At 68.0% G+C, this 20,413-nt stretch carries 20 protein-coding genes; 17 read left to right on the forward strand and 3 right to left on the reverse strand.

Going from position 1 to position 20,413, the window contains the following annotated elements:
* Positions 1-272 precede the first annotated feature (272 nt).
* From AB0N75_RS04505 to AB0N75_RS04570, 14 genes are all read left to right on the forward strand, one after another.
* The gene (locus tag AB0N75_RS04505; protein WP_364645718.1) at positions 273-3,206 is read left to right on the forward strand and encodes a phosphoenolpyruvate carboxylase; all 2,934 of its coding nucleotides are present in this window, start codon (positions 273-275) and stop codon (positions 3,204-3,206) included.
* A 348-nt stretch (positions 3,207-3,554) separates the two neighbouring features.
* Positions 3,555-4,238 (forward strand): HD domain-containing protein, encoded by a 684-nt coding sequence (locus AB0N75_RS04510; protein WP_364645720.1) that lies wholly within the window; start codon positions 3,555-3,557, stop codon positions 4,236-4,238.
* Positions 4,239-4,484: 246 nt separating this feature from the next.
* Positions 4,485-5,279 (forward strand): IclR family transcriptional regulator, encoded by a 795-nt coding sequence (locus AB0N75_RS04515; protein ID WP_364645723.1) that lies wholly within the window; start codon positions 4,485-4,487, stop codon positions 5,277-5,279.
* A gap of 193 nt (positions 5,280-5,472) precedes the next feature.
* The gene (locus tag AB0N75_RS04520; protein ID WP_364645726.1) at positions 5,473-6,747 is read left to right on the forward strand and encodes a cytochrome P450; all 1,275 of its coding nucleotides are present in this window, start codon (positions 5,473-5,475) and stop codon (positions 6,745-6,747) included.
* Positions 6,748-6,752: 5 nt separating this feature from the next.
* Entirely contained in the window at positions 6,753-7,952 is a 1,200-nt protein-coding gene (locus AB0N75_RS04525; protein WP_364645728.1) for a PEP/pyruvate-binding domain-containing protein, read from the forward strand.
* Between the two features lie 115 nt (positions 7,953-8,067).
* Positions 8,068-9,936, forward strand: coding sequence for a PEP-utilizing enzyme (locus AB0N75_RS04530; RefSeq protein ID WP_364645731.1), 1,869 nt, complete (start codon positions 8,068-8,070; stop codon positions 9,934-9,936).
* A gap of 95 nt (positions 9,937-10,031) precedes the next feature.
* On the forward strand, positions 10,032-10,835 hold the full coding sequence (locus AB0N75_RS04535) for an SDR family oxidoreductase (protein WP_364645734.1): 804 nt from the start codon (positions 10,032-10,034) through the stop codon (positions 10,833-10,835).
* A 25-nt stretch (positions 10,836-10,860) separates the two neighbouring features.
* Positions 10,861-11,181: a 2Fe-2S iron-sulfur cluster-binding protein gene (locus AB0N75_RS04540; RefSeq protein ID WP_136787059.1), complete on the forward strand. Its 321-nt coding sequence runs from the start codon at positions 10,861-10,863 to the stop codon at positions 11,179-11,181.
* A 4-nt stretch (positions 11,182-11,185) separates the two neighbouring features.
* Positions 11,186-12,493, forward strand: a complete 1,308-nt coding sequence (locus AB0N75_RS04545; RefSeq protein WP_364645737.1) for an FAD-dependent oxidoreductase — start codon at positions 11,186-11,188, stop codon at positions 12,491-12,493.
* 41 nt (positions 12,494-12,534) lie between these two features.
* Positions 12,535-13,305 carry an HD domain-containing protein gene (locus AB0N75_RS04550; RefSeq protein ID WP_364645740.1) on the forward strand — a complete coding sequence of 257 codons (771 nt, stop codon included), beginning with the start codon at positions 12,535-12,537 and terminating at the stop codon, positions 13,303-13,305.
* Positions 13,302-14,846 (forward strand): aldehyde dehydrogenase family protein, encoded by a 1,545-nt coding sequence (locus AB0N75_RS04555; RefSeq protein WP_364645743.1) that lies wholly within the window; start codon positions 13,302-13,304, stop codon positions 14,844-14,846. Before AB0N75_RS04550 ends, AB0N75_RS04555 begins: the two co-directional genes overlap by 4 nt.
* Positions 14,847-15,008: 162 nt before the next feature.
* Positions 15,009-15,362, forward strand: coding sequence for an SMR family transporter (locus AB0N75_RS04560; RefSeq protein ID WP_364645746.1), 354 nt, complete (start codon positions 15,009-15,011; stop codon positions 15,360-15,362).
* Positions 15,362-15,679 (forward strand): SMR family transporter, encoded by a 318-nt coding sequence (locus AB0N75_RS04565; RefSeq protein ID WP_364645749.1) that lies wholly within the window; start codon positions 15,362-15,364, stop codon positions 15,677-15,679. Before AB0N75_RS04560 ends, AB0N75_RS04565 begins: the two co-directional genes overlap by 1 nt.
* A 74-nt stretch (positions 15,680-15,753) precedes the next feature.
* Complete coding sequence (locus AB0N75_RS04570) at positions 15,754-16,062, forward strand: hypothetical protein (RefSeq protein ID WP_364645752.1); 309 nt, start codon at positions 15,754-15,756, stop codon at positions 16,060-16,062.
* A gap of 141 nt (positions 16,063-16,203) precedes the next feature.
* Here the strand turns inward: AB0N75_RS04570 and AB0N75_RS04575 are convergent, their stop codons facing one another.
* A complete protein-coding gene (locus AB0N75_RS04575; protein WP_364645754.1) occupies positions 16,204-17,091 on the reverse strand; it encodes a tryptophan-rich sensory protein in 888 nt (295 codons plus the stop codon).
* On the reverse strand, positions 17,088-17,735 hold the full coding sequence (locus tag AB0N75_RS04580) for a VTT domain-containing protein (protein ID WP_364645757.1): 648 nt from the start codon (positions 17,733-17,735) through the stop codon (positions 17,088-17,090). The genes AB0N75_RS04575 and AB0N75_RS04580 overlap by 4 nt, the downstream gene beginning before the upstream one ends.
* 46 nt (positions 17,736-17,781) lie before the next feature.
* On the opposite strand from AB0N75_RS04580, the gene AB0N75_RS04585 reads away from it, so the two are divergent.
* From AB0N75_RS04585 to AB0N75_RS04595, 3 genes are all read left to right on the forward strand, one after another.
* Positions 17,782-18,300 carry an O-acetyl-ADP-ribose deacetylase gene (locus AB0N75_RS04585; RefSeq protein ID WP_364645759.1) on the forward strand — a complete coding sequence of 173 codons (519 nt, stop codon included), beginning with the start codon at positions 17,782-17,784 and terminating at the stop codon, positions 18,298-18,300.
* 125 nt (positions 18,301-18,425) lie between these two features.
* Complete coding sequence (locus tag AB0N75_RS04590; RefSeq protein WP_364645762.1) at positions 18,426-18,827, forward strand: hypothetical protein; 402 nt, start codon at positions 18,426-18,428, stop codon at positions 18,825-18,827.
* A gap of 126 nt (positions 18,828-18,953) precedes the next feature.
* The gene (locus AB0N75_RS04595; RefSeq protein ID WP_364645764.1) at positions 18,954-19,433 is read left to right on the forward strand and encodes a DUF4383 domain-containing protein; all 480 of its coding nucleotides are present in this window, start codon (positions 18,954-18,956) and stop codon (positions 19,431-19,433) included.
* Here the strand turns inward: AB0N75_RS04595 and AB0N75_RS04600 are convergent, their stop codons facing one another.
* Entirely contained in the window at positions 19,434-20,393 is a 960-nt protein-coding gene (locus AB0N75_RS04600) for an RluA family pseudouridine synthase (protein ID WP_364645994.1), read from the reverse strand.
* Positions 20,394-20,413 lie beyond the last annotated feature (20 nt).

The raw sequence follows: 20,413 nt of genomic DNA on the forward strand, positions 1-20,413 counted from the left end.
TCCCGGGGGCGGGCTTCTGGGGCAGCTACTCGCACCGCTAAGGATGACGTGAGGCGGCGGGCGCCCATGACGGCGGCCCACCTCAGTCGGAGGGCAGCCACGTGGGCGTCCCGCCCCGGGCGGCGCCGGCAGGCGACGGGCCCGGAGGGCGACGGGCCCGCGGTCGGAGGGCCGCCGCCGTCGTACGCTTGAGGGGATGCCGCGCCCACGCAGCGGAATCAGCAGTGCCGGGACAAACCGGCAAGCCTGTTGGACGCGAAAGGACTTGGCCCATGCCGCACGCCGCCCGCGATCGGGACCTCGATGCGAGCCTTCGCGCCGACGTGCGCCGGGTGAGCACGCTGCTGGGCGAATCGCTGGTGCGCCAGCACGGGCCGGACCTGTTGGAGCTGGTGGAACAGGTGCGGCTGCTAACCAAGGAGTCCAAGGAAGCGGCCCGCGGCGAGGGCGAAGCGACCGGGCCATGGACCGCCCGCGACGTGATCGACCAGGTCCGCGAACTGCTCGCCGGGCTGGACGTAGACCAAGCCACCGATCTGGTGCGGGCGTTCGCCTTCTATTTCCATCTGGCCAACGCTGCCGAGCAGGTGCACCGCGTGCGCCAATTGCGCGTCCGGCCGGAGGAGGACGGACAACTGCTGCGCACCGTCGCGCAGATCGCCGATGAAGCCGGACCGGAAGCGCTGCAGCGCGCGGTCAATCAGCTGGACGTTCGGCCGGTCTTTACGGCCCATCCGACCGAGGCATCGCGCCGGACCGTGCTGGACAAGCTCCGGGCCATCTCCGACCTCCTCTCCACGACGACGGCGGAAGGGAGTACGGCGCGGCGGCGGCAGGACCGGCGGCTGGCCGAAATCATCGACCAGATGTGGCAGACGGACGAACTGCGGCAGGTGCGGCCCAGCCCGGTGGACGAGGCGCGCAACGCCGCCTACTACCTAGGCAATATCCTCACCAACACCATGCCGGAGCTGATGGGGGACCTGTCCGAACTGCTCGCCGAACACGGTGTGTCACTGCCCCACGACGGTGCCCCTCTGCGTTTCGGCTCGTGGATCGGCGGCGACCGGGACGGCAACCCGCATGTGACCGTGGACGTGACGCACGAGGTCTTCCAGCTGCAGAACCAGCATGCCGTCCGGATCAACATCGGCTTCGTGGACACCCTGATTGCGGTGCTCTCCAACTCGACGACGATCGTGGCGGCCACCGGCGAGCTGCTGGATTCCGTGGCCGCGGACCTGGAGAACCTGCCGGGCCTGGACCCTCGGGTGCGCGAACTGAACGCCAACGAACCGTATCGGCTGAAGCTGACCTGCATTAAGGCGAAGCTGCTGAACACCAGTGCGCGGATCCAGCGCCGGTTGCCGCACGAACCGGGGCGCGACTACAGCTCGACGGCGGAGGTGTTGGCCGATCTGGGGTTGATCGAGCAATCGCTGCGTGCGCATACCGCGTCGCTGGTGGCCGACGGTTCGCTGGCTGCGGTGCGCCGGGCGGTATCCACCATCGGACTGCATCTGGCCACCTTGGACTTCCGGGACAACGCCGGCAAGCACCACAAGGCCGTCGCGGCGCTGCTGGCCGCCCGCGACGCGGAACGCGTGCCGGCCGGGGTGCCTGCGGGCGCGCCGGCGGGCGGGCCGGCAACGGAGGCCGGAGCGTCGGGGGCCCCGGCACCGGCGAGTGCGTCGGCTACTACGGCGGTTGCACCTGCAGCCGCCTCGGTGGACGCTGCCGCGCCGGGAAGTTACCTGGAGCTGGGGCCAGGCCCGCGGCAGCAACTGCTCTCCTCGCTGCTGCTCACGCCCGGGCCGCTGGCACCGCCGTCGTCGTTGAAAAAGAAGCGCGCGCGCACGCTGGAGGTGTTCCAGGCGATTGCCGACGCGCTGCGCCAGTACGGCCCGGACGCGGTGGAGACGTACATCGTGTCCCGGGTGCGCGGCGCCGACGACGTGCTGGCGGCGGTGGTGCTGGCGCGCGAGGCAGGCCTGTTGGAGCTGAGCGGGGCCGAGCCGGAGGCGTTGATCGGGTTCGCGCCGCTGCTGGAAAGCGTGGAGGCCCTGCGCAGCGGCGGCCAGATCCTGGACGATCTGCTCTCGGATCCGCAGTACCGCCGGATCGTGCAGCTGCGCGGGGACCTGCAGGAAGTCATGTTCGGTTACTCCGACTCCAACATGGAAGCCGGCGTGGCCACCAGCCAGTGGGAGATCCACAAGGCCCAGTTGGTGCTGCGGGATGTGGCGGCCCGGCACGGCGTGCGGCTGCGCTTCTTCCACGGCCGCGGCGGATCGGTGGGGCGTGGCGGCGGACCGACGTACGACGCGATCCTCGCCCAGCCCAACGGCGCACTGGCCGGCGAGATCAAGTTCACCGAGCAGGGCGAAGTCATCTCGGACAAATACACGCTGCCGGAGCTGGCCCGGGAAAACCTGGAGCTGGCGCTCGCGGCGGTGCTGCAGGCGTCCGCCCTGCACCAGGAACCGAGGACGTCCGAGGCCGAACGCGGGCGCTATCACGCGGCGATGGAGGAGATCTCCGGCGCAGCCTATGGGCGGTACCGCTCGCTGGTGGAGCATCCGGACCTGCCGGAGTATTTCCGGGCTGCGACGCCGGTGGAGCAGCTGAGCGCGGTGAAATTCGGTTCGCGTCCCGCAGACCGCCCGGAAGCCGGCCCAGCCGCCGGTCCGGGGTTCGGCAAGCTGCGGGCGATTACCTGGGTGTTCGGCTGGACCCAGTCGCGGCAGATTGTTCCCGGTTGGTACGGCGTGGGCACCGGTTTGCGAGCCGCCCGGGCCGCCGGGCTCCAGCCGCTGCTGCGCGAGATGATCAGCAACTGGCACTACTTCCAGTCCTTCATCTCGAACGTGGAAATGACGCTGGCCAAGACCGATCTGGAGATTGCAGCGCACTACGTCGCCACGCTGGTTCCCGCCGAGCTGCGGCACCTGTTCGACGACATCCGCGCCGAGTACGAACTCACCGTGGCGGAAATCCGGATGCTCACGGGCGAAAACCAGCTGCTGGACAACCAGCCGGTGCTGCAGCGCTCGCTGGACGTCCGCGACCAGTACCTGGACCCGATCTCCTACATGCAGGTGGAGCTGCTGCGGCGCATCCGGGCGTCGGAACCGAACGAGGCGCTCCAGCGGGCCATGCTGATCACCGTCAACGGGATCGCCGCCGGCCTGCGGAATACCGGGTAACGCGGCGCGGGTGCGTTGTCCTGGCTGGCGGACCGCGGGACGGGCGCGTCGGCGGGTGGGGAGGCGGGTAGCGCCGGTGGGGCGCGTGGATCCGGGCCCTTCGCTCCCATGTATCGGCCTAACGTCCCACGTTTCGGTCCGCCGATACGGCCCTGACGTGGGACGACGTTGACGGAGGCTGACAATACGTGGGAGCGAAAGTCAACGGGCGGCTGGCGTCCGGCGTCCGGCCAGCCCGGCACGCTGCCTGGGGTGCGGTGCCAAGGCCTACTGCAGGGCCCCGGCCGCTTCCGCCCAGCGGGAACCTCGGGTTGCCCGGGGCCTGCCTGGACCGGCATGCTGTGGAGCATGACCAAGCTGCAGCCCTCCGGAAACTTGTTCGGCCATGACGTCAGTGCCGCCATCGATGCTGAGCCGGACGGAGTGCTGCAGCTGGATGAGCATCTGGCGCGGATCTGGGAGCAGGCCGCGCCGCTCCTGGCCGTCCGGGACAATGACGCCCACACGCTGTACGCGTTCGGCCTGGCCCAAGCCATGCTGGCCGCACATCCGGAGGCCGACGCCGGCGTCGTGCTGCCGGCGATCATGCTGCACGACATCGGCTGGTCCCAGGTGCCGCCGGACGAGGTGCTCTCCGCCATTGCCCCCGGCGGCGGCCGGCCCGACCTGGTGCTGCTGCATGAGAAGGAAGGCGCCCGGCTGGCGGCGGGAATCCTGGAGCAAACCGGCCACCAGACGGAGCTCATTCCGCGCATCCTGGAGATCATCGACGGGCACGATTCGCGCAAGGAGGCACTCTCCATCGAGGACGCGATCGTCAAGGACGCGGACAAGACCTGGCGGCTCAGCCCGCACGGCCTCGACACGGTGATGGAATGGTTCGGGCTGGACCGCGGCCAGGCCCTGCGGCTCTGCAGCCAGCGCGTGCTCGGCCACCTGTTCACCGCGGAGGCGGAGGCGATGGCCCGGGCTTTGTCCGCGCTGGAATCGGCCACCCTGTGGCCGCAGCGTCAGGCGCTGCTGGCGCGTTAGGCGCGGTGTCGGCCGGTTGCCGCCAGGGCGTTAGGCGCGGTGTCGGCCGGTTGCCGCCAGGCGCGTTAGGCGCGGTGTCGGCCGGTTGCCGCCAGGCGCGTTAGGCGCGGTGTCGGCCGGCCGCCGCCAGGGCGCTAGACTCGTTGTCGGCCGGCTGCCGCCTGGGCGCCGGCGGTGGAGCGCGGATGGAATGACGACGGCGGTGCCCGGCTCCGCGGGTCCGCCTGCGGAACGTGGGAGGCAGCTATGGCCGGCGGAAGCCGCGAAGCGGGTCGTTCGGTCACCTCCCGGGTGCTGGCCATCCTGGAAGCCTTTGAGCAGTCCCGGGCCGCGCTGAGCCTGACCCAGATCGCCGAGGGCTCGGGCCTGCCGCTGAGCACCACGCACCGGCTGGTCGCCGAACTGACGGACTGGGGCTTTCTCTCCCGCGGCGCCAACGGCCGGTATCAATTGGGTATTCGGCTGTGGGAGTTGGCGCAGAACGCAGGCCGCCAATTGCGCGATGCCGCGCGGCCGTACGTGCAGGACCTGTTCTCGCTCACCGGAGAAACTTCGCAGTTGGCCGTCCGGGAAGGCCACGAGGTGCTCTACATTGAGCGCATCTACGGCACCAAGCGCGTCCCGCGTGCCTCCAGGGTGGGCGGACGGCTGCCGATGCATGCCACCGCCGTCGGCAAGGTCATCCTGGCCTATGAGGAGGAATGGGTCCGCACCGCCTATCTCAACCGGCAGCTGGAGCGATCCACGGCCCACACCCACATTGTTCCCGGGTTGCTGGCCGAGGAGCTGGACCAGATCCGCGAGCAGGGTTATGCCACCACGCTGGAGGAAGTCCGGCTGGGCTCCTGCTCCATCGCCGTGCCGGTCTTCCACACCGGCAGGATTGGCGCCGGACTGGGGCTGGTGCTGCTGACCTCCCAGGCTGGGACGATGACGCGGCACCTGCCTGCCTTGCGCGGGGTTTCGGCGCAGATTGAGCGGGCCACCGCGCATATCCCGCTGGAGTCGTTGCTGGGCAGCCATGCCGCGCGGAAGACCTGAACCGCCCGGGTCGACGACGGCGCAACACCCGGGCGCGCCCTGCCGGACAAGCGAGGGACACTAAGCACTATTGGTTTCCGCTCAGTGGAAGCAGTAGATGTGCGTCACAGGGTGATGTAGGCAACACTGGAGTCAGATCAACCCGCTGAAGTCGGAAACGGCTGCCGCGGGAGCCGACCCCAAGGAGTTCCAGATGTCATCCTCAACCGAAACGGCAGCTTGTCCGTTTGGCCACGGTGCCCAGGCCCCTGCCGGACACCACGGCTACGAGCCGTTCCAGATGAAGGACCCGTTCCCGGCCTACGCCGAGCTGCGGAACGAACAGCCCATCATGTTCGACGAGCGGGTCGGCTACTACGTTGTCTCCCGCTACGACGACATCAAGGCCGTTTTCGACGACTGGGAAACCTTCTCCAGCGAGAATGCCCAAGCCCCCGTGCGCAAGCGTGGTCCGCAGGCCACCAAGATCATGGAAGAGGGAGGCTTCACCGCCTACTCCGGCCTTTCCGCCCGTCGGCCGCCGGAGCACACCCGGATCCGCGCGGTGGCCCAGAAGGCTTTCACCCCGCGCCGCTACAAGGCGCTCGAACCGTTCATCCGACAGAATGTGGTGGACCAACTGGAGACGATGCTGGCCCGCCCGGAGCGCCGCGGCGAACTGGTCAAGGACTTGGCCTACACCGTTCCCACGGTCACCATCCTGACCCTGATCGGCGCCGACGTCTCCCAGGTGGACACGTTCAAGCGCTGGTCCGACTCCCGCGCGGCCATGACCTGGGGCGACCTGAGCGACGAGGAGCAGATCCCGCATGCCCACAACCTGGTGGAGTACTGGCAGGAGTGCCTGCGGCTGGTCCGCGTGGCCCATGAGGAAGGCGGCGACAATCTGACCGCCGACCTGGTCAAGGCGCAGCAGGACGGCGCGGAGATCAGCGACCACGAGATCGCCTCGATCCTGTACTCGCTGCTGTTCGCCGGGCACGAGACCACCACCACGCTGATCGCCAACTCGCTGCGCGTGCTGCTGGCCCGTCCGGAGCAGTGGCAGCAGCTGGTGGAGGAGCCGAAGAAGATCCCGGCCGCCATCGACGAGGTGCTGCGTTTCGCCGGTTCGATCGTCGGCTGGCGCCGAAAGGCGCTCAAGGACACCGAAGTGGGCGGAGTCAAGATCCCGGAGGGCGGCGAACTGCTGCTGCTGATGGGCTCCGCCAACCGCGACGCCGCCCGCTTCGAGGACGGCGAGGAGTTCGACATCTCCCGCGGCAACGCCCGCGAGCACCTGTCCTTCGGTTTCGGCATCCACTACTGCCTGGGCAACATGCTGGCCAAACTGCAGGCCAAGATCGCGCTCGAAGAAGTGGCGCGGCTGGCACCCAACCTGAAGCTCGAGAGCCCGGAGGGCATCGAGTTCCGCGAGAACATCTCCTTCCGCGTCCCCGAAACCGTTCCCGTTAGCTGGGAGGCCTGAACATCATGCACAGCAATGAATTCATCCAATTTTTCGACGGCGGCGTCGAGCCCAAGCTCGAGAACCTCGGCGGCAAGGGCGCATCCCTGGTCACCATGACCTCTGCCGGCATGCCGGTGCCCCCGGGCTTTGTGGTCACCACCGCCCAGTTCGACCGCTTCATGCAGGAAGCCGGCATCACCGGGCACATCCACCAACTGCTGGCCGGCCTCGACCCCGAAGACGTTGCCCAGGTGGACGCGGTGTCCGCCGCCATCCGCGAAGACATCTGCTCCCGGCCGGTTCCGGCCGACATGCGCGCCCAGACCATTGAGGCCTACGAGGACCTGATGTCCCGCTTCGACGAGCCGGTGCCGGTGGCAGTCCGCTCCTCAGCAACTGCCGAGGACCTGCCGGACGCATCTTTCGCCGGCCAGCAGGACACCTACCTGTGGCTCGAGGGATTCGCCGCTGTGGGCGAGCACATCCGCAGCTGCTGGGCGTCGCTGTACACCTCGCGCGCCATCATCTACCGGCTGAAGAACAACATCCCGAACGAGGGCCTGTCCATGGCGGTGGTGGTGCAGAAGATGGTCAACGCCAAGGTCTCGGGCGTCGCCATGACGCTGGATCCGGCCAACGGGGACCGCTCCAAGATCACCATCGACGCGTCCTACGGCGTGGGCGAGATGGTGGTCTCCGGGCAGGTCACGCCGGACAACATCGTGCTGGACAAGGTCACGCTGGTCTCCGTCTCGGAACACGTGGGCGATAAGCACGCCGAACTGGTTCCGGATGCCTCAGCCCGCAGCCTGGTGGAGCGGGAAGTCGACGCCGAACGGCGCTCCCGCCGCTGCCTGACCGACGACGAGCTGAAAGCCGTCGCCCAGATGGCCAAGCGGGCGGAGAAACACTACAAGTGCCCGCAGGACATCGAGTGGGCGCTGGACCACGACCTGCCCGACGGCGAGAACCTGCTGCTGCTGCAGTCCCGCCCGGAAACCGTGCACTCCGCCAAGAAATCCGCTGCCCCCGCGTCAACACCGGGCACCGGCGGCTACGCCTCGGTGCTCGGCGCCGGCATCACTTCGCCGAAGGCCCCGGATACCGCTGGCAACGCCGCTCCCGGCGCCCCGACCTCTGGAATCGCCGGCAGCCCAGCCTCCGGCGCGTCAGGCTTCAGCCTGGGCAGCATCACCGCCTCGCTGACGAAAGCCTCCATCTGATCGTTTTACTGCACTACCCGTTCCACCGTTCCACTGCGTCACCAGCAAGGTTCCACCGTTCCACCGAACCGCCCACTGAAGGCTCAATGCAGAGCCCTCCACCGAAAGGACCGCAATGTCCATGAAGTCCTTCCCGAAGCCGTCCGAACTGCCGGTGCCCGCCGGCGCCGAGGGCTGGGAGAAGATCTACCCCTACTATCTGGTGTTCCAGGACAAGCTCAAGGAGCAGGAAGACGCCAAGTTCTGGTTCTGCGACAGCCAGCACTGGCCCACCGTCTTCAAGCCGTTCGAGACCATCGGCGGCGAGTTCGCGGTCAAGTGCCTGGGCCAGTACAACTCCCGGCACCTGATGATTCCCAATGCCAACGGCATCGAGTTCCGCGTGCATCTGGGCTACCTGTACATGTCGCCGATCCCGGTTCCGGAGGACCAGATTGCCGCCCGCGTGCCGCATTTCGAACAGCGGGTGGGCCACTACTTCCAGAACTGGGAGGAACTGCTCAAGCAGTGGCACGTCAAGGTCCGCGGCACCATCGACGAGATGGAGACCATTTCCTTCAGGAAGCTGCCGGACATGGTCCCGATGGACGACATCACCACGGGCAAGGCGATGGACGGCTCCGAGGTGCTGCTGGAGAACTACGACCGGCTGATCCAGCTGGCTTACCAGAACTGGCAGTACCACTTCGAGTTCCTGAACCTGGGCTACATCGCCTACCTGGACTTCTTCAACTTCTGCAAGGAAGTGTTCCCGAACATCCCGGACCAGTCGATCGCCACCATGGTCCAGGGCGTGGACATGGAGCTGTTCCGCCCGGACGACGAGCTCAAGCAGCTGGCCAAGTTGGCGGTGGAGCTGGGCATCCAGTCCGCCTTCGCCAATACCGACGACGTCGATGCCACCTTGGCCACGGTCCGCGCCTCCGCGGGCGGCGACCGCTGGATCGCCCGCTACGAGGAAGCCAAGGACCCCTGGTTCAACTTCACCGTGGGCAACGGCTTCTACGGGCATGACAAGTACTGGAACGAGCACCAGGAAATCCCGCTGGGCTACATCGCCGACTATATCCGCCGACTGGACGAAGGCCAGAACATCATGCGCCCGGTCGCGGAGCTGGTGGCGGAGAAGGAACGGATCGTGGAGGAATACCGCGACCTGCTCGAGGGCGAGGCCCGGACGGTGTTCGACGCGAAGCGCCAGCTGGCAGCCACCGCGTACCCGTACGTGGAGAACCACAACTTCTACATTGAGCACTGGACCATGGGCGTCTTCTGGCGCAAGATCCGCGAGCTCTCCCGGATGATGCACGCCGAGGGCTTCTGGAACGAGCCGGAGGACCTGCTCTACCTGAACCGCAACGAAGTCCGCGACGCGCTCTTCGATCTGGTCACCGGCTGGGGCGTCGGCGCCGAGCCGATCGGACCCACCTACTGGCCGGAGGAAATCGAACGCCGCCGCGGCATTGTGAACGCGCTCAAGACCGCGCGTCCGGCTCCGGCGCTGAACACGCCTCCGGAAATCATCACCGAACCGTTCACCCGGATGCTCTGGGGCATCACCACCGAGCAGGTCCAGCAGTGGCTGGGCGAAGGTGAGGAAGTCGAAGGCGGCGGACTGCGCGGCATGGCCGCGTCCCCGGGGGTGGTGGAAGGCTACGCGCGGGTGGTCCACGATTCCGACCAGCTCGCTGAGGTGCAGCAGGGCGAGATCCTGGTGGCCACCGTGACCGCGCCGAGCTGGGGGCCGATCTTCGGCAAGATCAAGGCCACCGTGACGGACATCGGCGGCATGATGAGCCACGCCGCGATTGTCTGCCGCGAGTACGGGCTGCCGGCGGTGACCGGCACCGGCTCCGGGTCCACCACCATCAAGACCGGCCAGCGGCTGCGGGTGGACGGTACCAAGGGAACCGTGCAGATCCTGGACGACGACGCCGCACCGGCCGTCGCCGGTCCCGGGGCGCACAGCCACAGCCACGTCTGAGCACCCGCGCCCCTAACGGGCGCTCCCAGTGCCGGGTCGGGCGAGCCCCGTCTCGGGGCCCCGGCCCGGCACATCCCAACAGGAAAGTTAGACCAATGACACAGCCTCCACTGGACGCCGCTGCCACCCCCGGCGGCGGAAACCGCACCGCGGGGTCCGGCATACGGACCGTGCTGATCACCGGCGCCGCCGGCGGACTCGGCCGGGCCTTCGCCCTGGGCTTCGCGTCCCGCGGCTACCGGGTGGCGGCGGCCGACACCAACCTGGCCGGCGCCGAGAAGACCGCCGCGCTGGTCCGTGAAGCCGGTGCGGAGGCGGAGGCCTTCGAAGCCGACGTCACCGACGTCGCCTCCACCGAGTCCCTCGCCCAACGGTGCGCCGACTTCGGGCAGGGGAGCATCGACGTCGTGCTCAACAACGCCGCCATTTACGCCACGGTGACCCGGACTCCGTTCGAGGAGATCGACCCGGCCGAATGGGACCTGGTGATGAATGTGAACCTCAAGGGCCCGTGGCTGGTGACCCGCGCCGCGAGCCGGTACCTGCCCGACGGCGGCCGCGTCATCAACCTGTCCTCCGCCACCATCTACTCCGGCTCGGAGCAGTGGCTGCACTACGTTGCGTCGAAGGGCGGCGTGGTGGCGATGACCCGGGTGCTGGCCAAGGAACTGGGCCGGCGGAACATCACCGTCAACGCGATCGCGCCCGGCTTCACCCTCACCGAGGCCAGCTACGGGCTGATGAAGAACGCCGAGAACTACGGCGTGGACCGCGGCGCGCTCAAACGCGCCAGCCAGCCCGAGGACATTGTGGGCGCGGCGCTGTTCCTGGCCGGGCCGGACAGCTCCTACATCTCCGGACAAACCATGGTGGTCGACGGCGGCCGCCAGTTCATCTAGGTACTGCAAGTAAGAAGGAGAACCCATGCCTACGGTTCATTTCACCGACGCTGAAGGCGCCGTCCGCGACGTCGAAGGCAACCCCGGCGACTCGGTCATGGAGACCGCGGTGCGCAACGGCGTGCCCGGGATCGTCGCCGAATGCGGCGGCTCGCTGTCCTGCGCCACCTGCCACGTTTTTGTCCGCGAGGACACCCTCGACCAGCTTCCGGAAATGGAAGAAATGGAAGACGAGATGCTCTATGGGACGGCCGTGGACCGCGAGGACAATTCGCGGCTGTCCTGCCAGCTCAAGCTTTGCGAGGGCCAGGACATGTACGTCACCACCCCGGAAACCCAGGTGTAGAACCATGGATACCACCACCACAACGACGGCGGTGCCCTCCGAGGCGGCGGACGGCGCCGTGCGCACGGGGCTGCTGATCATCGGCGCCAGCCAGTCCGGCGTTCAGCTGGCCGTATCGCTGCGGGCGCTGGGCTTCGACGAGCACATCACGCTGCTGGGCGAGGAAGACCACCGGCCCTACCAGCGCCCGGCCCTGTCCAAGGAGTTCCTGCAGGGCACGGTGGAGAGCGAATCGCTGATCTTCCGCTCCAACCAGTACTGGGAAGACCACAACGTGGCCCTGGTCAAGGGCGAGCGGATCGAGCGGATCGAGAAGGAAGCCGACGGCTCGGGCGTGGCCCACGCGGCCTCCGGCGCTGAGTTCCGGTTCCGCCGGCTGGCCCTGACCGTGGGCGCCCGGGCCCGCAAGCTGCAGGTGCCCGGAGCGGAGTTGGACGGCGTGGTGTACCTGCGCAACGCCGACGACGCGCTGGCGTTGAAGGCCCAGCTGGATGGCGTGCAGGACGCCGTGGTGATCGGCGGCGGGTTCATCGGGCTGGAGGCCGCCTCCAGTCTGCACAAGATGGGCAAGAACGTCACCGTGTTGGAGTACGGGCCGCGGCTGATCGGCCGGGCCGTGGGGGAAGAGACCAGCGAGTACTTCCTCACCGCGCACCGCGGACGCGGCTTGGACATCCAGCTGAACTCCCGGATCCAGGAACTCGCCGCCGCAGACGCCGGCGGCAGGGTGTCCGGCGTCGTGCTGGAGGACGGCACCGTGGTGCCCGCCCAGCTGGTGCTGGTGGGCATCGGCGTGGTGCCGAACACCGAGCTGGCCGAACAGCTGGGCCTGAACGTGGACAACGGCATAGTGGTGGACCGGCACGCGCTGGCCTCCGACGGCACCACCGTGGCGGTGGGCGACGTGGCGAACATGCCGAACCCGCTGCCGGGCTCGCCGGAGGGCGAACGGATCCGGCTGGAGAGCGTGAACAACGCGATCGAACACGCCAAGGTTGCCGCGTACTCGCTGATGGGCCGGCGCGAGGACTACGCGGGCATCCCGTGGTTCTGGTCCAACCAAGCTGACCTGAAACTGCAGATCGCCGGGCTCACGCTCGGCTACGACCAGACCGTGGTCCGGCGCGACGATGAGCGCGGCAAGTTCTCCGTGCTGTACTACCGCGGCGGCCAGATCATCGCCGCCGACTGTGTCAACGCGCCGCTGGACTTCATGGCGGTCAAGAACGCCCTGGCCAAGGGCCAGAACATCCCCGCGGACGCCGCAGCGGATCCCGCCGTCGTCCTCAAGACCCTTGCGACGGACGGCTGAGAAGACCAACCGGACCGGCCGCACCCCTAGGAGACCCACCCATGAGCACCCCCGAGACGCAGACCCCGGACACCGACACCAACGCCCCCGCCACGCCCCGCGCCGAACCGGCCGCCCACGCGGATGACCCGCGCGCCGCAGCTTTCGCGGCCGACCATCCGGTCCGGCCGCTGCCGGCCACCGGGACCGTGGACACCACGCCGATCTCGACCACCCCCGCCGCGGTTGGCGATTTGGATGCGATCTGGCAGGCGGTGGTGCAGGAGACCCGCAGCCGCGGCAATGACATCCACCTGCCCATCTCGCTGGCCTTCGCGGAGCGGCTCTGCCGAGCCTACCCGCAGGCCGATGCGCAACTGGTCCGGGTGGCCATCCTGCTGCACGACACCGGCTGGGCGCATGTGGACGAGTCCCGGATCCTCTCCGAGGGCTTTACCGGCGACTGGCGTAAGGCGGCCATCCGGTACGAACACGAGGCCGAGGGCTGTAAGGTGGCCCGCCGCGTGCTGCCCGGCCTGGGCTACGCGACGGAATTTGTTGACCGGGTCTGCGAGATTATCGACGGGCATGACACCCGACACGTGGCGTATTCGCTGGAGGACGCCCTGGTCCGCGACGCCGACCGGCTGTGGCGGTTCGACCATGCCGGCATCGCGCTGGCGTCGACCTGGTTCGGCATGACCCCGGACGTGTACACCGACCGGTTGGGTGTGGAGATCATTCCCGAACTGATCACCGAGGCCGCACTGGCGATGGGAACCGCGGACCTGGAGCGTTCCAGGGCACTGCTGAAGACGGGAGTCATCCGATGACCACCACGCCGCACAGCACCGCCGCGGCACCCGGGGGAGCCCCGGCGTCGTCCGCCGCGGCCGCCCTCGCCGCCCGCGAGGCTCTGGACCTGCCCTATACCCATGTGGACGACGTGTTTGTTGACGGCGCCTGGGTCCCGGCCCGGGGGACCGGCCGCAATCCCGTGACGGACCCGGCCACCGGACAGGTGTGGGGATCGGTGCCGGACGGGACTGTTGAGGACGTCGACGCCGCGGTGGCCGCTGCCCGGCGGGCCTTCGACGCCGGCCCGTGGCCAAAGCTGGCGCCCTCCGAGCGTGCGGCCTATCTGCTGCGGATCGCGGACGAGGTGGAAAAGCGGGCCGGGGCGTTGTCCCTGACCAATACAAGGGAGAACGGCTCCCCGGTCTCCGAAACCTCCGGTGCCGCGGCCAATGCGGCCGGAATCTTCCGCTACTTCGCCACGCTCGCGGATTACCTGGAACGCGAGGACGTGCGCCCGTTCCCGCGCGGCGGCGGCGAGTCAGTGGTGCGCCGCGACCCGGTAGGGGTGTGCGGGCTGATTGCGCCGTGGAACTTCCCGATCAACCTGATGGTGATCAAGCTGGCGCCCGCGCTGCTGGCCGGCTGCACCGTGGTGATGAAGCCGGCCTCGCCCACGCCGCTGTCCTTCCGGCTGATCGTGGATGCCGTGGCCGCCGCGGGCGTGCCGGCCGGAGTGGTCAACCTGGTCACCGGGTCCGGCCGGCTGGGCGACACCCTGGTGAAGCATTCCGGCGTGGACAAGGTGGCTTTCACCGGCTCCACCCCGGTGGGCCGCAAGATCGCGGCGGCGTGCGGCGAACTGCTGCGGCCGGTCACGCTGGAACTGGGAGGCAAGTCCAGTGCCGTGGTGCTCGAGGACGCCGACTTGGACGAAATGTCCAAGGTGCTGGTGCGCTCCTGCATGCGGAACACCGGACAGACCTGCTACATCTCCACCCGGATCCTGGCCCCGGCCTCGCGTTACGACCAGGTGGTAGACATGGTGACCGCGACCATCGCCGCCGGGGTGCAGGGCGACCCGCTGGATCCGGCGACCGTGTTCGGGCCCGCTGCCACCGAGTCGCAGTACCGGACCGTGCTGGACTACCTGGCTTCCGCCCGGTCGGAAGGCGCGCGCGCCACCACCGGCGGACAGGCGGCACGGCTCGGCGGCGGACTGGAAGGCGGCTACTTCGTGCAGCCCACGGTCTTCGCCGACGTCACGCCGGAGATGCGGATTTCCCGGGAAGAGGTCTTCGGGCCGGTCATCTCCGTGTTGAAGTATGCGGGCGTAAACGACGCCGTGGAACTGGCGAACAACACCGAGTTCGGCCTGGGCGGCATCGTCTTCGGCCGGGACCAGGATGCCGCGCTCGCGGTCGCCGACCGGATGGATACCGGCTCGGTGGGCATCAACTTCTTCGCCTCCAACCACTCCGCCCCGTTCGGCGGCCGGCACGACTCCGGCCTGGGCACCGAGTACGGGATCGAGGGGCTCAACGCCTATCTGAGTTACAAGTCCATCCACCGCCGCTAGGCCGCGCGCTCCGACGGGTGCCGCGCGGCGTGGAATCGTGCGCGGCACCGTCGTCGTGGCCCGGAGGAGGACATCGGCAGCCTTACGGTTAGCCAGCCTCCCGCGCGCCCTGATTGTGCACTGGGCCGCGAAACCTGCTCTGCTGGTGGGGGAGGTTGATAGGTGAAGAACTGGCTGCTGCTAGCGGGCGCGATCATGTGTGAAGTGGCGGCGTCGCTGTCGCTGAAGGCAGCATTGGGCGCCCCGGCCCTGTATGTTGTGGTCGTCGTCGGTTACGTGGCGTCGTTTGCCTTTCTCGCCGCCGTCCTGCGGGCGGGAGTGCCGGTGGGTGTGGCCTACGGGATCTGGGGTGCGCTGGGCGTTGCCCTGACGGCGGTCCTTGCCGCTGTCCTCTTCCACGAACCGCTCACTACCCTGATGCTGGCCGGCATGGCGCTGGCCGTCGCCGGAGTAGTGCTGGTGCAATGGGGGGCAAGCCGGGCCGCGGCGCGTACCTCCGAGCAGGCCGCATCCTGATGGGGTGGGTCTTCTTAGCCGCCGCGATCGTGGTGGAGGTGGCCGCGACGCTCTCGCTGCGGGCCAGCATCGACGGGCACAAGGCATGGCTCGCGGCCGTGATCGCCGGATACCTGATTGCCTTTAGCTGCCTGTCGCTCGCGCTGCGTGAAGGACTGGGGCTAGGGATGGCCTACGGCATCTGGACCGCCTGCGGGGTGGCACTGACCGCACTGATCGGCAAGTTCCTCTTCGACGAACCCCTGACCAAGCTGATGGCTGCCGGGATCGTGCTCATTGGCGTCGGCGTGCTTCTGATCCAACTCGGATCGCACTGACACCCTCCGATCTGCGGCCCTGACGGCGCCGACGTCCGCTGAACCCTCCGGCGCGACGCGGCTAGAGTTGAGGGATGCCGTCCTTCCGCGCCCAGTTGAACATCACCGGCCTGAAGCCCGGGAACCAGCCGGAGGCAGTCATGGAAGCTGCGGTGGCGGCCGTTGGCTCGGCGCACATCGTGGAGGCCAACCAGCTGGACGTAGTCGCCGGCGTCCCGCGGATCACCGTCCGGTTCACCGTGGACGCCAACGCCTACGCCGCCGAAAACCGGCAGGCGCTGCAAGCCGGCGCGAACATGCGCCACGCCGTCGAAGAAGTCGCCACCACGGCCAGGCTCGCGGTGCTGCGGCGCTCGCGCGGCAAATGGGCGCCCGTCGGCTGAGAACGCCCGAGGGTCGTCCGGCGCCAAACCCGGACGCGGCCGGTGAAACCCGGCCAGCAGCCCGCGGAATCCGGGCGGCCTCCCGCGGAGCCGGACGCTCCCACAGAACCGGCCGTCCGCCGTCGTTGTTGCCCTGCTTGCTCAGTCCAGCGGTTCACCGCGCCGCAGCGCGCGGCGTTCCGCGTGGCCCACCTGGAAATGGCGGGAGATGCCGCAGACCAGCACAAAGAACAGCCCGAAGCCGGCGGCCATCGCCACCGGCGCGGACTGCGGCTCGCCCAAGAAACGGTCGTAGGTCAACCAGCCCAGCCCCCACGCCAGGGCCAGCACGGCAGAGATCCGGCCGCGGCCGGTCATCGCCATCACCGCTCCGGCCAGCGAGACAAAGGCCACCGCGATAACAGCCCAGACTTCGGCTCCCCAACCCAAAAAGTCGATCTCACGGACGGTCAGCCAACTGCCGGCATTCAGGGCAGCAGCCAGCAGGACCCAGCCGGCGTAGAGGCCCAACGGCCCGTCCACCAGCAGCGCGTCCACCCGGTAAGGCGAGGGATAGCGGGACAAACCGTCGATGACCCAAGCCAGTGCGGCCACCAGCATCAGGATCAGGACCAGGGCCAGGCCGACGTTTCCCGCCTGGGCGGCCAGGATCCACGCGGCGTTGAGCAGCATCGAGGCCGCCACCGCCCAACCGATGGTGCGCTGCCGCTGTGACGCGCGGTCGCCGGGCCACCACTGGAAGATGGTGTAGCCGAGCAGGCCCAGATGGATCACGCCCCAGATGCCGAACGCCCGCGACTCCAAGGCCAGCAGGGTGAAGTCCGGGGCAAAGGCACCGGAAGCGGCGTCTTTGATCGCGGTCCCGCCCAGCAAGCCCGCGCCGTGCATACCGGCCAGCAGGCAGAGCAGCAGCGAGGCGGTCACCGCGCACTGCCTGGCCAGGTCCGTCGCCAGCGCGGCACGGATGCTGAGAGCCAAGGGCCTCGCGGACTTGATGACGGGCTGGACCAGGTCAGTTTCCGGTTTCACTCGGCTCCTAGATCGGGGACAGGGTTGGCGGCGGACTCGCGGACCGGGAGCGCGCTTCGGCCACTATTGCGCCGCCGGAAGCCGATCACCATGGCGATCACCGAGCCCACCACTATGCCCACCCCGGTGCCGATCAGGACGTTCACCCAAAACGGGAACACGGACACCCGCCCGGCGGCGAAGCCCAACCCGATCATCCACGTGGCCCACAATGCTGAGCCGGCGGCCGAGGCGAGCAGGAACGGCTTGAACGGCACATCCGCCAGCCCGGAGGCCGCCACCGCCGCCGTCCGGCCGCCCGGGATGAAGCGGGCCGCCACAACCGCAGCATAGGTGGACGATTCGCCGGCCTTGCTCAGTGCCAGCGTTACGCCCCGGTCGATCCTCCGGCCCCAGCTATAGCGATTAAGCCAGGTGTCGATGCCGCGCTGGAAGAGCAGGAACAGCAGCAGGTCGCCCAGCCAGCTGCCCAGCATCACAGCCAGGAACACCAGCGGCAGGATCAGTTCGCCGTTGGCCAACAGCGTGCCGCCGCCGATCACCATGAATTCGGACGGAGCAGCCGGCACCGCGGCGTCGAGGATGACCAGCAGCACAGTCATGGGATAGTACACCCACTGCAGCGGCCCCTCGGGAATCTCCATCAGCCCAATCTATCGGGAATTGCCACCCGGTGGCAGACTGGCAAACGTGGAGATCCGCATCCTCGAAGGCGACATCACGCAGCGTCAGGTGGACGCCATCGTCAACGCCGCCAACTCCAGCCTGCTGGGCGGTGGCGGCGTGGACGGAGCCATCCACGCGGCGGCCGGCCCGCAATTGCTTCAAGCATGCCGCCGACTGCGCGCCACCGAACTGCCGGACGGACTGCCGCCCGGCAGAGCGGCTGCCACCGAGGGGTACTTCCTGCCGGCCAAATGGGTGATCCACACGGTGGGGCCCAACCGACGCGCCGGCCAGACCGACCCGGAACTGCTGGCCGGATGTTTCCGCGAATCGCTGCGGGTCGCCGACGAATTGCGAGCCGAGACGCTGGCCTTCCCGGCGATCGGCGCGGGCGTGTACGGCTGGGATGCGGAGACTGTCGCGCGCCGGGGGATCGGCCAGGTCTTGGAGTACGACGGCGGTCTGCAGGTGGTCGAATTCGTGCTGTTCTCTGCCGGGCTGGCAGAGACCTTCCGCCGGGTGCACTTGGAATTGCTGGGTTAGCACTGCTCCGCCCGCCGACGTCACGGCACCAGAATCCATTTCCCTCCCGCTGAACAGTCTGCTTACTATTGACGCAAGCGGTCGAGGACCGTCCTGATTTTCGTTTCTGGGGGAGCTGTATTCGCATGGGGAACGAGTCCTACGGTTCGTCCGGCGCCGTGACCATTCTCTGCAACGTTCCGTGCCGCTGGGATGCCGAGCGGACCCTGACGCTGACCATTGTTGAGCTGCTGCCCAACCGGATCATCGCGCGCTTCCGCGGTGAGGACCCGTTGGTCTCCTGGCTGTTGGCCCGCGCGCAGATGACCGCAGTGGATGACACCGGGCGCTGTTTCACGCAACTCTACGAGGTCAGCGGGGATCGGGACCTGGAGGACGTCGTCAGTGCCGTGTTCGAAGGCGTGCCGTCGCCGGATGCCCGGACGCTGGCATTCCATGTTGACGGCAGGCGGGAGCCGCTGGCTGTCATGGCGTTGGATCCGCTCGCCGAAGCCGGCGCTTACAGTGAGACGTTGGGCGCGGGCTGATTCCGGTTCGGGCGGGCCCCTCTTAACTCCTAAGCAGCCTTATTGTATCGTTGTGTCTGTCAAGAGCCATATCTACCGGCGCCGCAAGGCCCAGGCTGGCTGACGGCGCCAGACGGGAAGATTGCCATGACCGCTGAGCGCAACGTCCAGACCCGCCGTGCGGGCAGGACTCCTGTCCAGTTGGCGGCGATGATCTTTGGTGCCGTCTTTTTGCTAGTGGGCATCCTGGGCTTCATCCCCGGAATCACCTCAAACTACGACCAGATGATGGCCGCAGGGCACCATTCCGAGGCGATGCTGCTGGGTGTTTTCCAAGTATCCATCCTGCACAACATCGTCCATCTCTTGTTCGGTATCGCGGGACTGGTTCTGGCCCGAACCATCCCAGGTGCGCGCAACTACCTGGTGTGGGGCGGTGTGATCTACTTGGTCCTCTGGCTGTACGGACTGTTCATTGACCAGCAGAGCACCGCAAACTTCGTGCCCCTGAACTCAGCTGACAACTGGCTACACCTCATCCTGGGCGTGGTCATGCTTGCCCTGGGACTGCTGCTGACCCGTAGGCGGGAGACGAACGTGAAAGGTACCGCTTCAGGCCGCGCCTAATTATCCAGACAATCCATGCTTCGAGGCGTCGCCAGCGTCCCCCGCGTCGGCGGGGCCTCGGACCGCCCACTCGGATAACTCCAGCCGGCTACGGTATTCCACCGGTTCACCGCTGATCGGGTCGGTAAACGAGATCCCGCGGGCCAACAGCTGCAGCGGCCGCTCAAAGTCGTCGGGGGCCTGGTCCAGCAACACTGGGTAAAAAGGGTCGTGCAGGATGCCGATGCCCAGGGAGGCCAGGTGTACGCGCAGTTGGTGGGTCTTTCCGGTATGCGGTTCGAGTTTGTAGCGGCCCATCCCTCCGCGCTGTTCCAGCAGCTCGATCCGGGTTTCAGTGTTGGGCTCGCCGTCGACCACTTGGGCCAGCAGGTAGGTGCGGGACTTGGTCATGCGGTTCCGCACCGTCTGCGGAAACTGTAGCTGCGGATCCACCGGCGCGATGGCCTCGTATTCCTTCTGCACCAGGCGCTTTTCGAACAGCACCTGGTATTTGCCGCGGGTGGCGGGGTTGGTGGAAAGGAGCAGTACCCCGGAGGTGAGGCGGTCCAGCCGGTGCAGGGGAATCAGGTCCGGGATATCCAGTTGGCGGCGCAGCCGGACCAGCGCAGACTCCTGGATGTACGTGCCGCCGGGGGTGGTGGGCAGGAAGTGGGGCTTGTCCACCACCAGGATGTTCTGGTCCTGGTGCAGGATGTTGATCTCCACCGGCAGCCGCGTTTCCCGGGGCAAGGTGCGGTAGTACCAAATGAAGGTGTGGGCATCCAGCGGAGTGGTCCGGCTGAGCACGGTGCCGCCCTCGCCCACGATTTCTCCCCGGTCGAACCGGTCCATGATGCCGGCCGGATCCACGTGGCCCCAGCGGTGCAGCATGTAGTCCATCGCCGTTTCCCACGGGCCGTCGCCGGGCAGACGCAAGCGGGTGGCGTTGACGCCGTCGCGCACCGGGAGCGGGGATTCCATCACCCATCAAGGGTACCGGC

It is taken from the genome of Arthrobacter sp. NPDC089319, from assembly GCF_040684925.1.
GTDB lineage: Bacteria > Actinomycetota > Actinomycetes > Actinomycetales > Micrococcaceae > Crystallibacter.

Excerpts from the sequence above, each read along its gene's own strand:
- AB0N75_RS04535 (WP_364645734.1), top strand. The coding sequence starts at position 10,032 with ATGACACAGCCTCCACTGGACGCCGCTGCCACCCCCGGCGGCGGAAAC.
- AB0N75_RS04520 (WP_364645726.1), top strand. The coding sequence starts at position 5,473 with ATGTCATCCTCAACCGAAACGGCAGCTTGTCCGTTTGGCCACGGTGCC.
- AB0N75_RS04570 (WP_364645752.1), top strand. The coding sequence starts at position 15,754 with ATGCCGTCCTTCCGCGCCCAGTTGAACATCACCGGCCTGAAGCCCGGG.
- AB0N75_RS04545 (WP_364645737.1), top strand. The coding sequence starts at position 11,186 with ATGGATACCACCACCACAACGACGGCGGTGCCCTCCGAGGCGGCGGAC.
- AB0N75_RS04530 (WP_364645731.1), top strand. The coding sequence starts at position 8,068 with ATGTCCATGAAGTCCTTCCCGAAGCCGTCCGAACTGCCGGTGCCCGCC.
- AB0N75_RS04525 (WP_364645728.1), top strand. The coding sequence starts at position 6,753 with ATGCACAGCAATGAATTCATCCAATTTTTCGACGGCGGCGTCGAGCCC.
- AB0N75_RS04540 (WP_136787059.1), top strand. The coding sequence starts at position 10,861 with ATGCCTACGGTTCATTTCACCGACGCTGAAGGCGCCGTCCGCGACGTC.
- AB0N75_RS04580 (WP_364645757.1), bottom strand. The coding sequence starts at position 17,735 with ATGGAGATTCCCGAGGGGCCGCTGCAGTGGGTGTACTATCCCATGACT.
- AB0N75_RS04600 (WP_364645994.1), bottom strand. The coding sequence starts at position 20,393 with ATGGAATCCCCGCTCCCGGTGCGCGACGGCGTCAACGCCACCCGCTTG.
- AB0N75_RS04515 (WP_364645723.1), top strand. The coding sequence starts at position 4,485 with ATGGCCGGCGGAAGCCGCGAAGCGGGTCGTTCGGTCACCTCCCGGGTG.
- AB0N75_RS04510 (WP_364645720.1), top strand. The coding sequence starts at position 3,555 with ATGACCAAGCTGCAGCCCTCCGGAAACTTGTTCGGCCATGACGTCAGT.
- AB0N75_RS04595 (WP_364645764.1), top strand. The coding sequence starts at position 18,954 with ATGACCGCTGAGCGCAACGTCCAGACCCGCCGTGCGGGCAGGACTCCT.
- AB0N75_RS04590 (WP_364645762.1), top strand. The coding sequence starts at position 18,426 with ATGGGGAACGAGTCCTACGGTTCGTCCGGCGCCGTGACCATTCTCTGC.
- AB0N75_RS04555 (WP_364645743.1), top strand. The coding sequence starts at position 13,302 with ATGACCACCACGCCGCACAGCACCGCCGCGGCACCCGGGGGAGCCCCG.
- AB0N75_RS04565 (WP_364645749.1), top strand. The coding sequence starts at position 15,362 with ATGGGGTGGGTCTTCTTAGCCGCCGCGATCGTGGTGGAGGTGGCCGCG.
- AB0N75_RS04550 (WP_364645740.1), top strand. The coding sequence starts at position 12,535 with ATGAGCACCCCCGAGACGCAGACCCCGGACACCGACACCAACGCCCCC.
- AB0N75_RS04505 (WP_364645718.1), top strand. The coding sequence starts at position 273 with ATGCCGCACGCCGCCCGCGATCGGGACCTCGATGCGAGCCTTCGCGCC.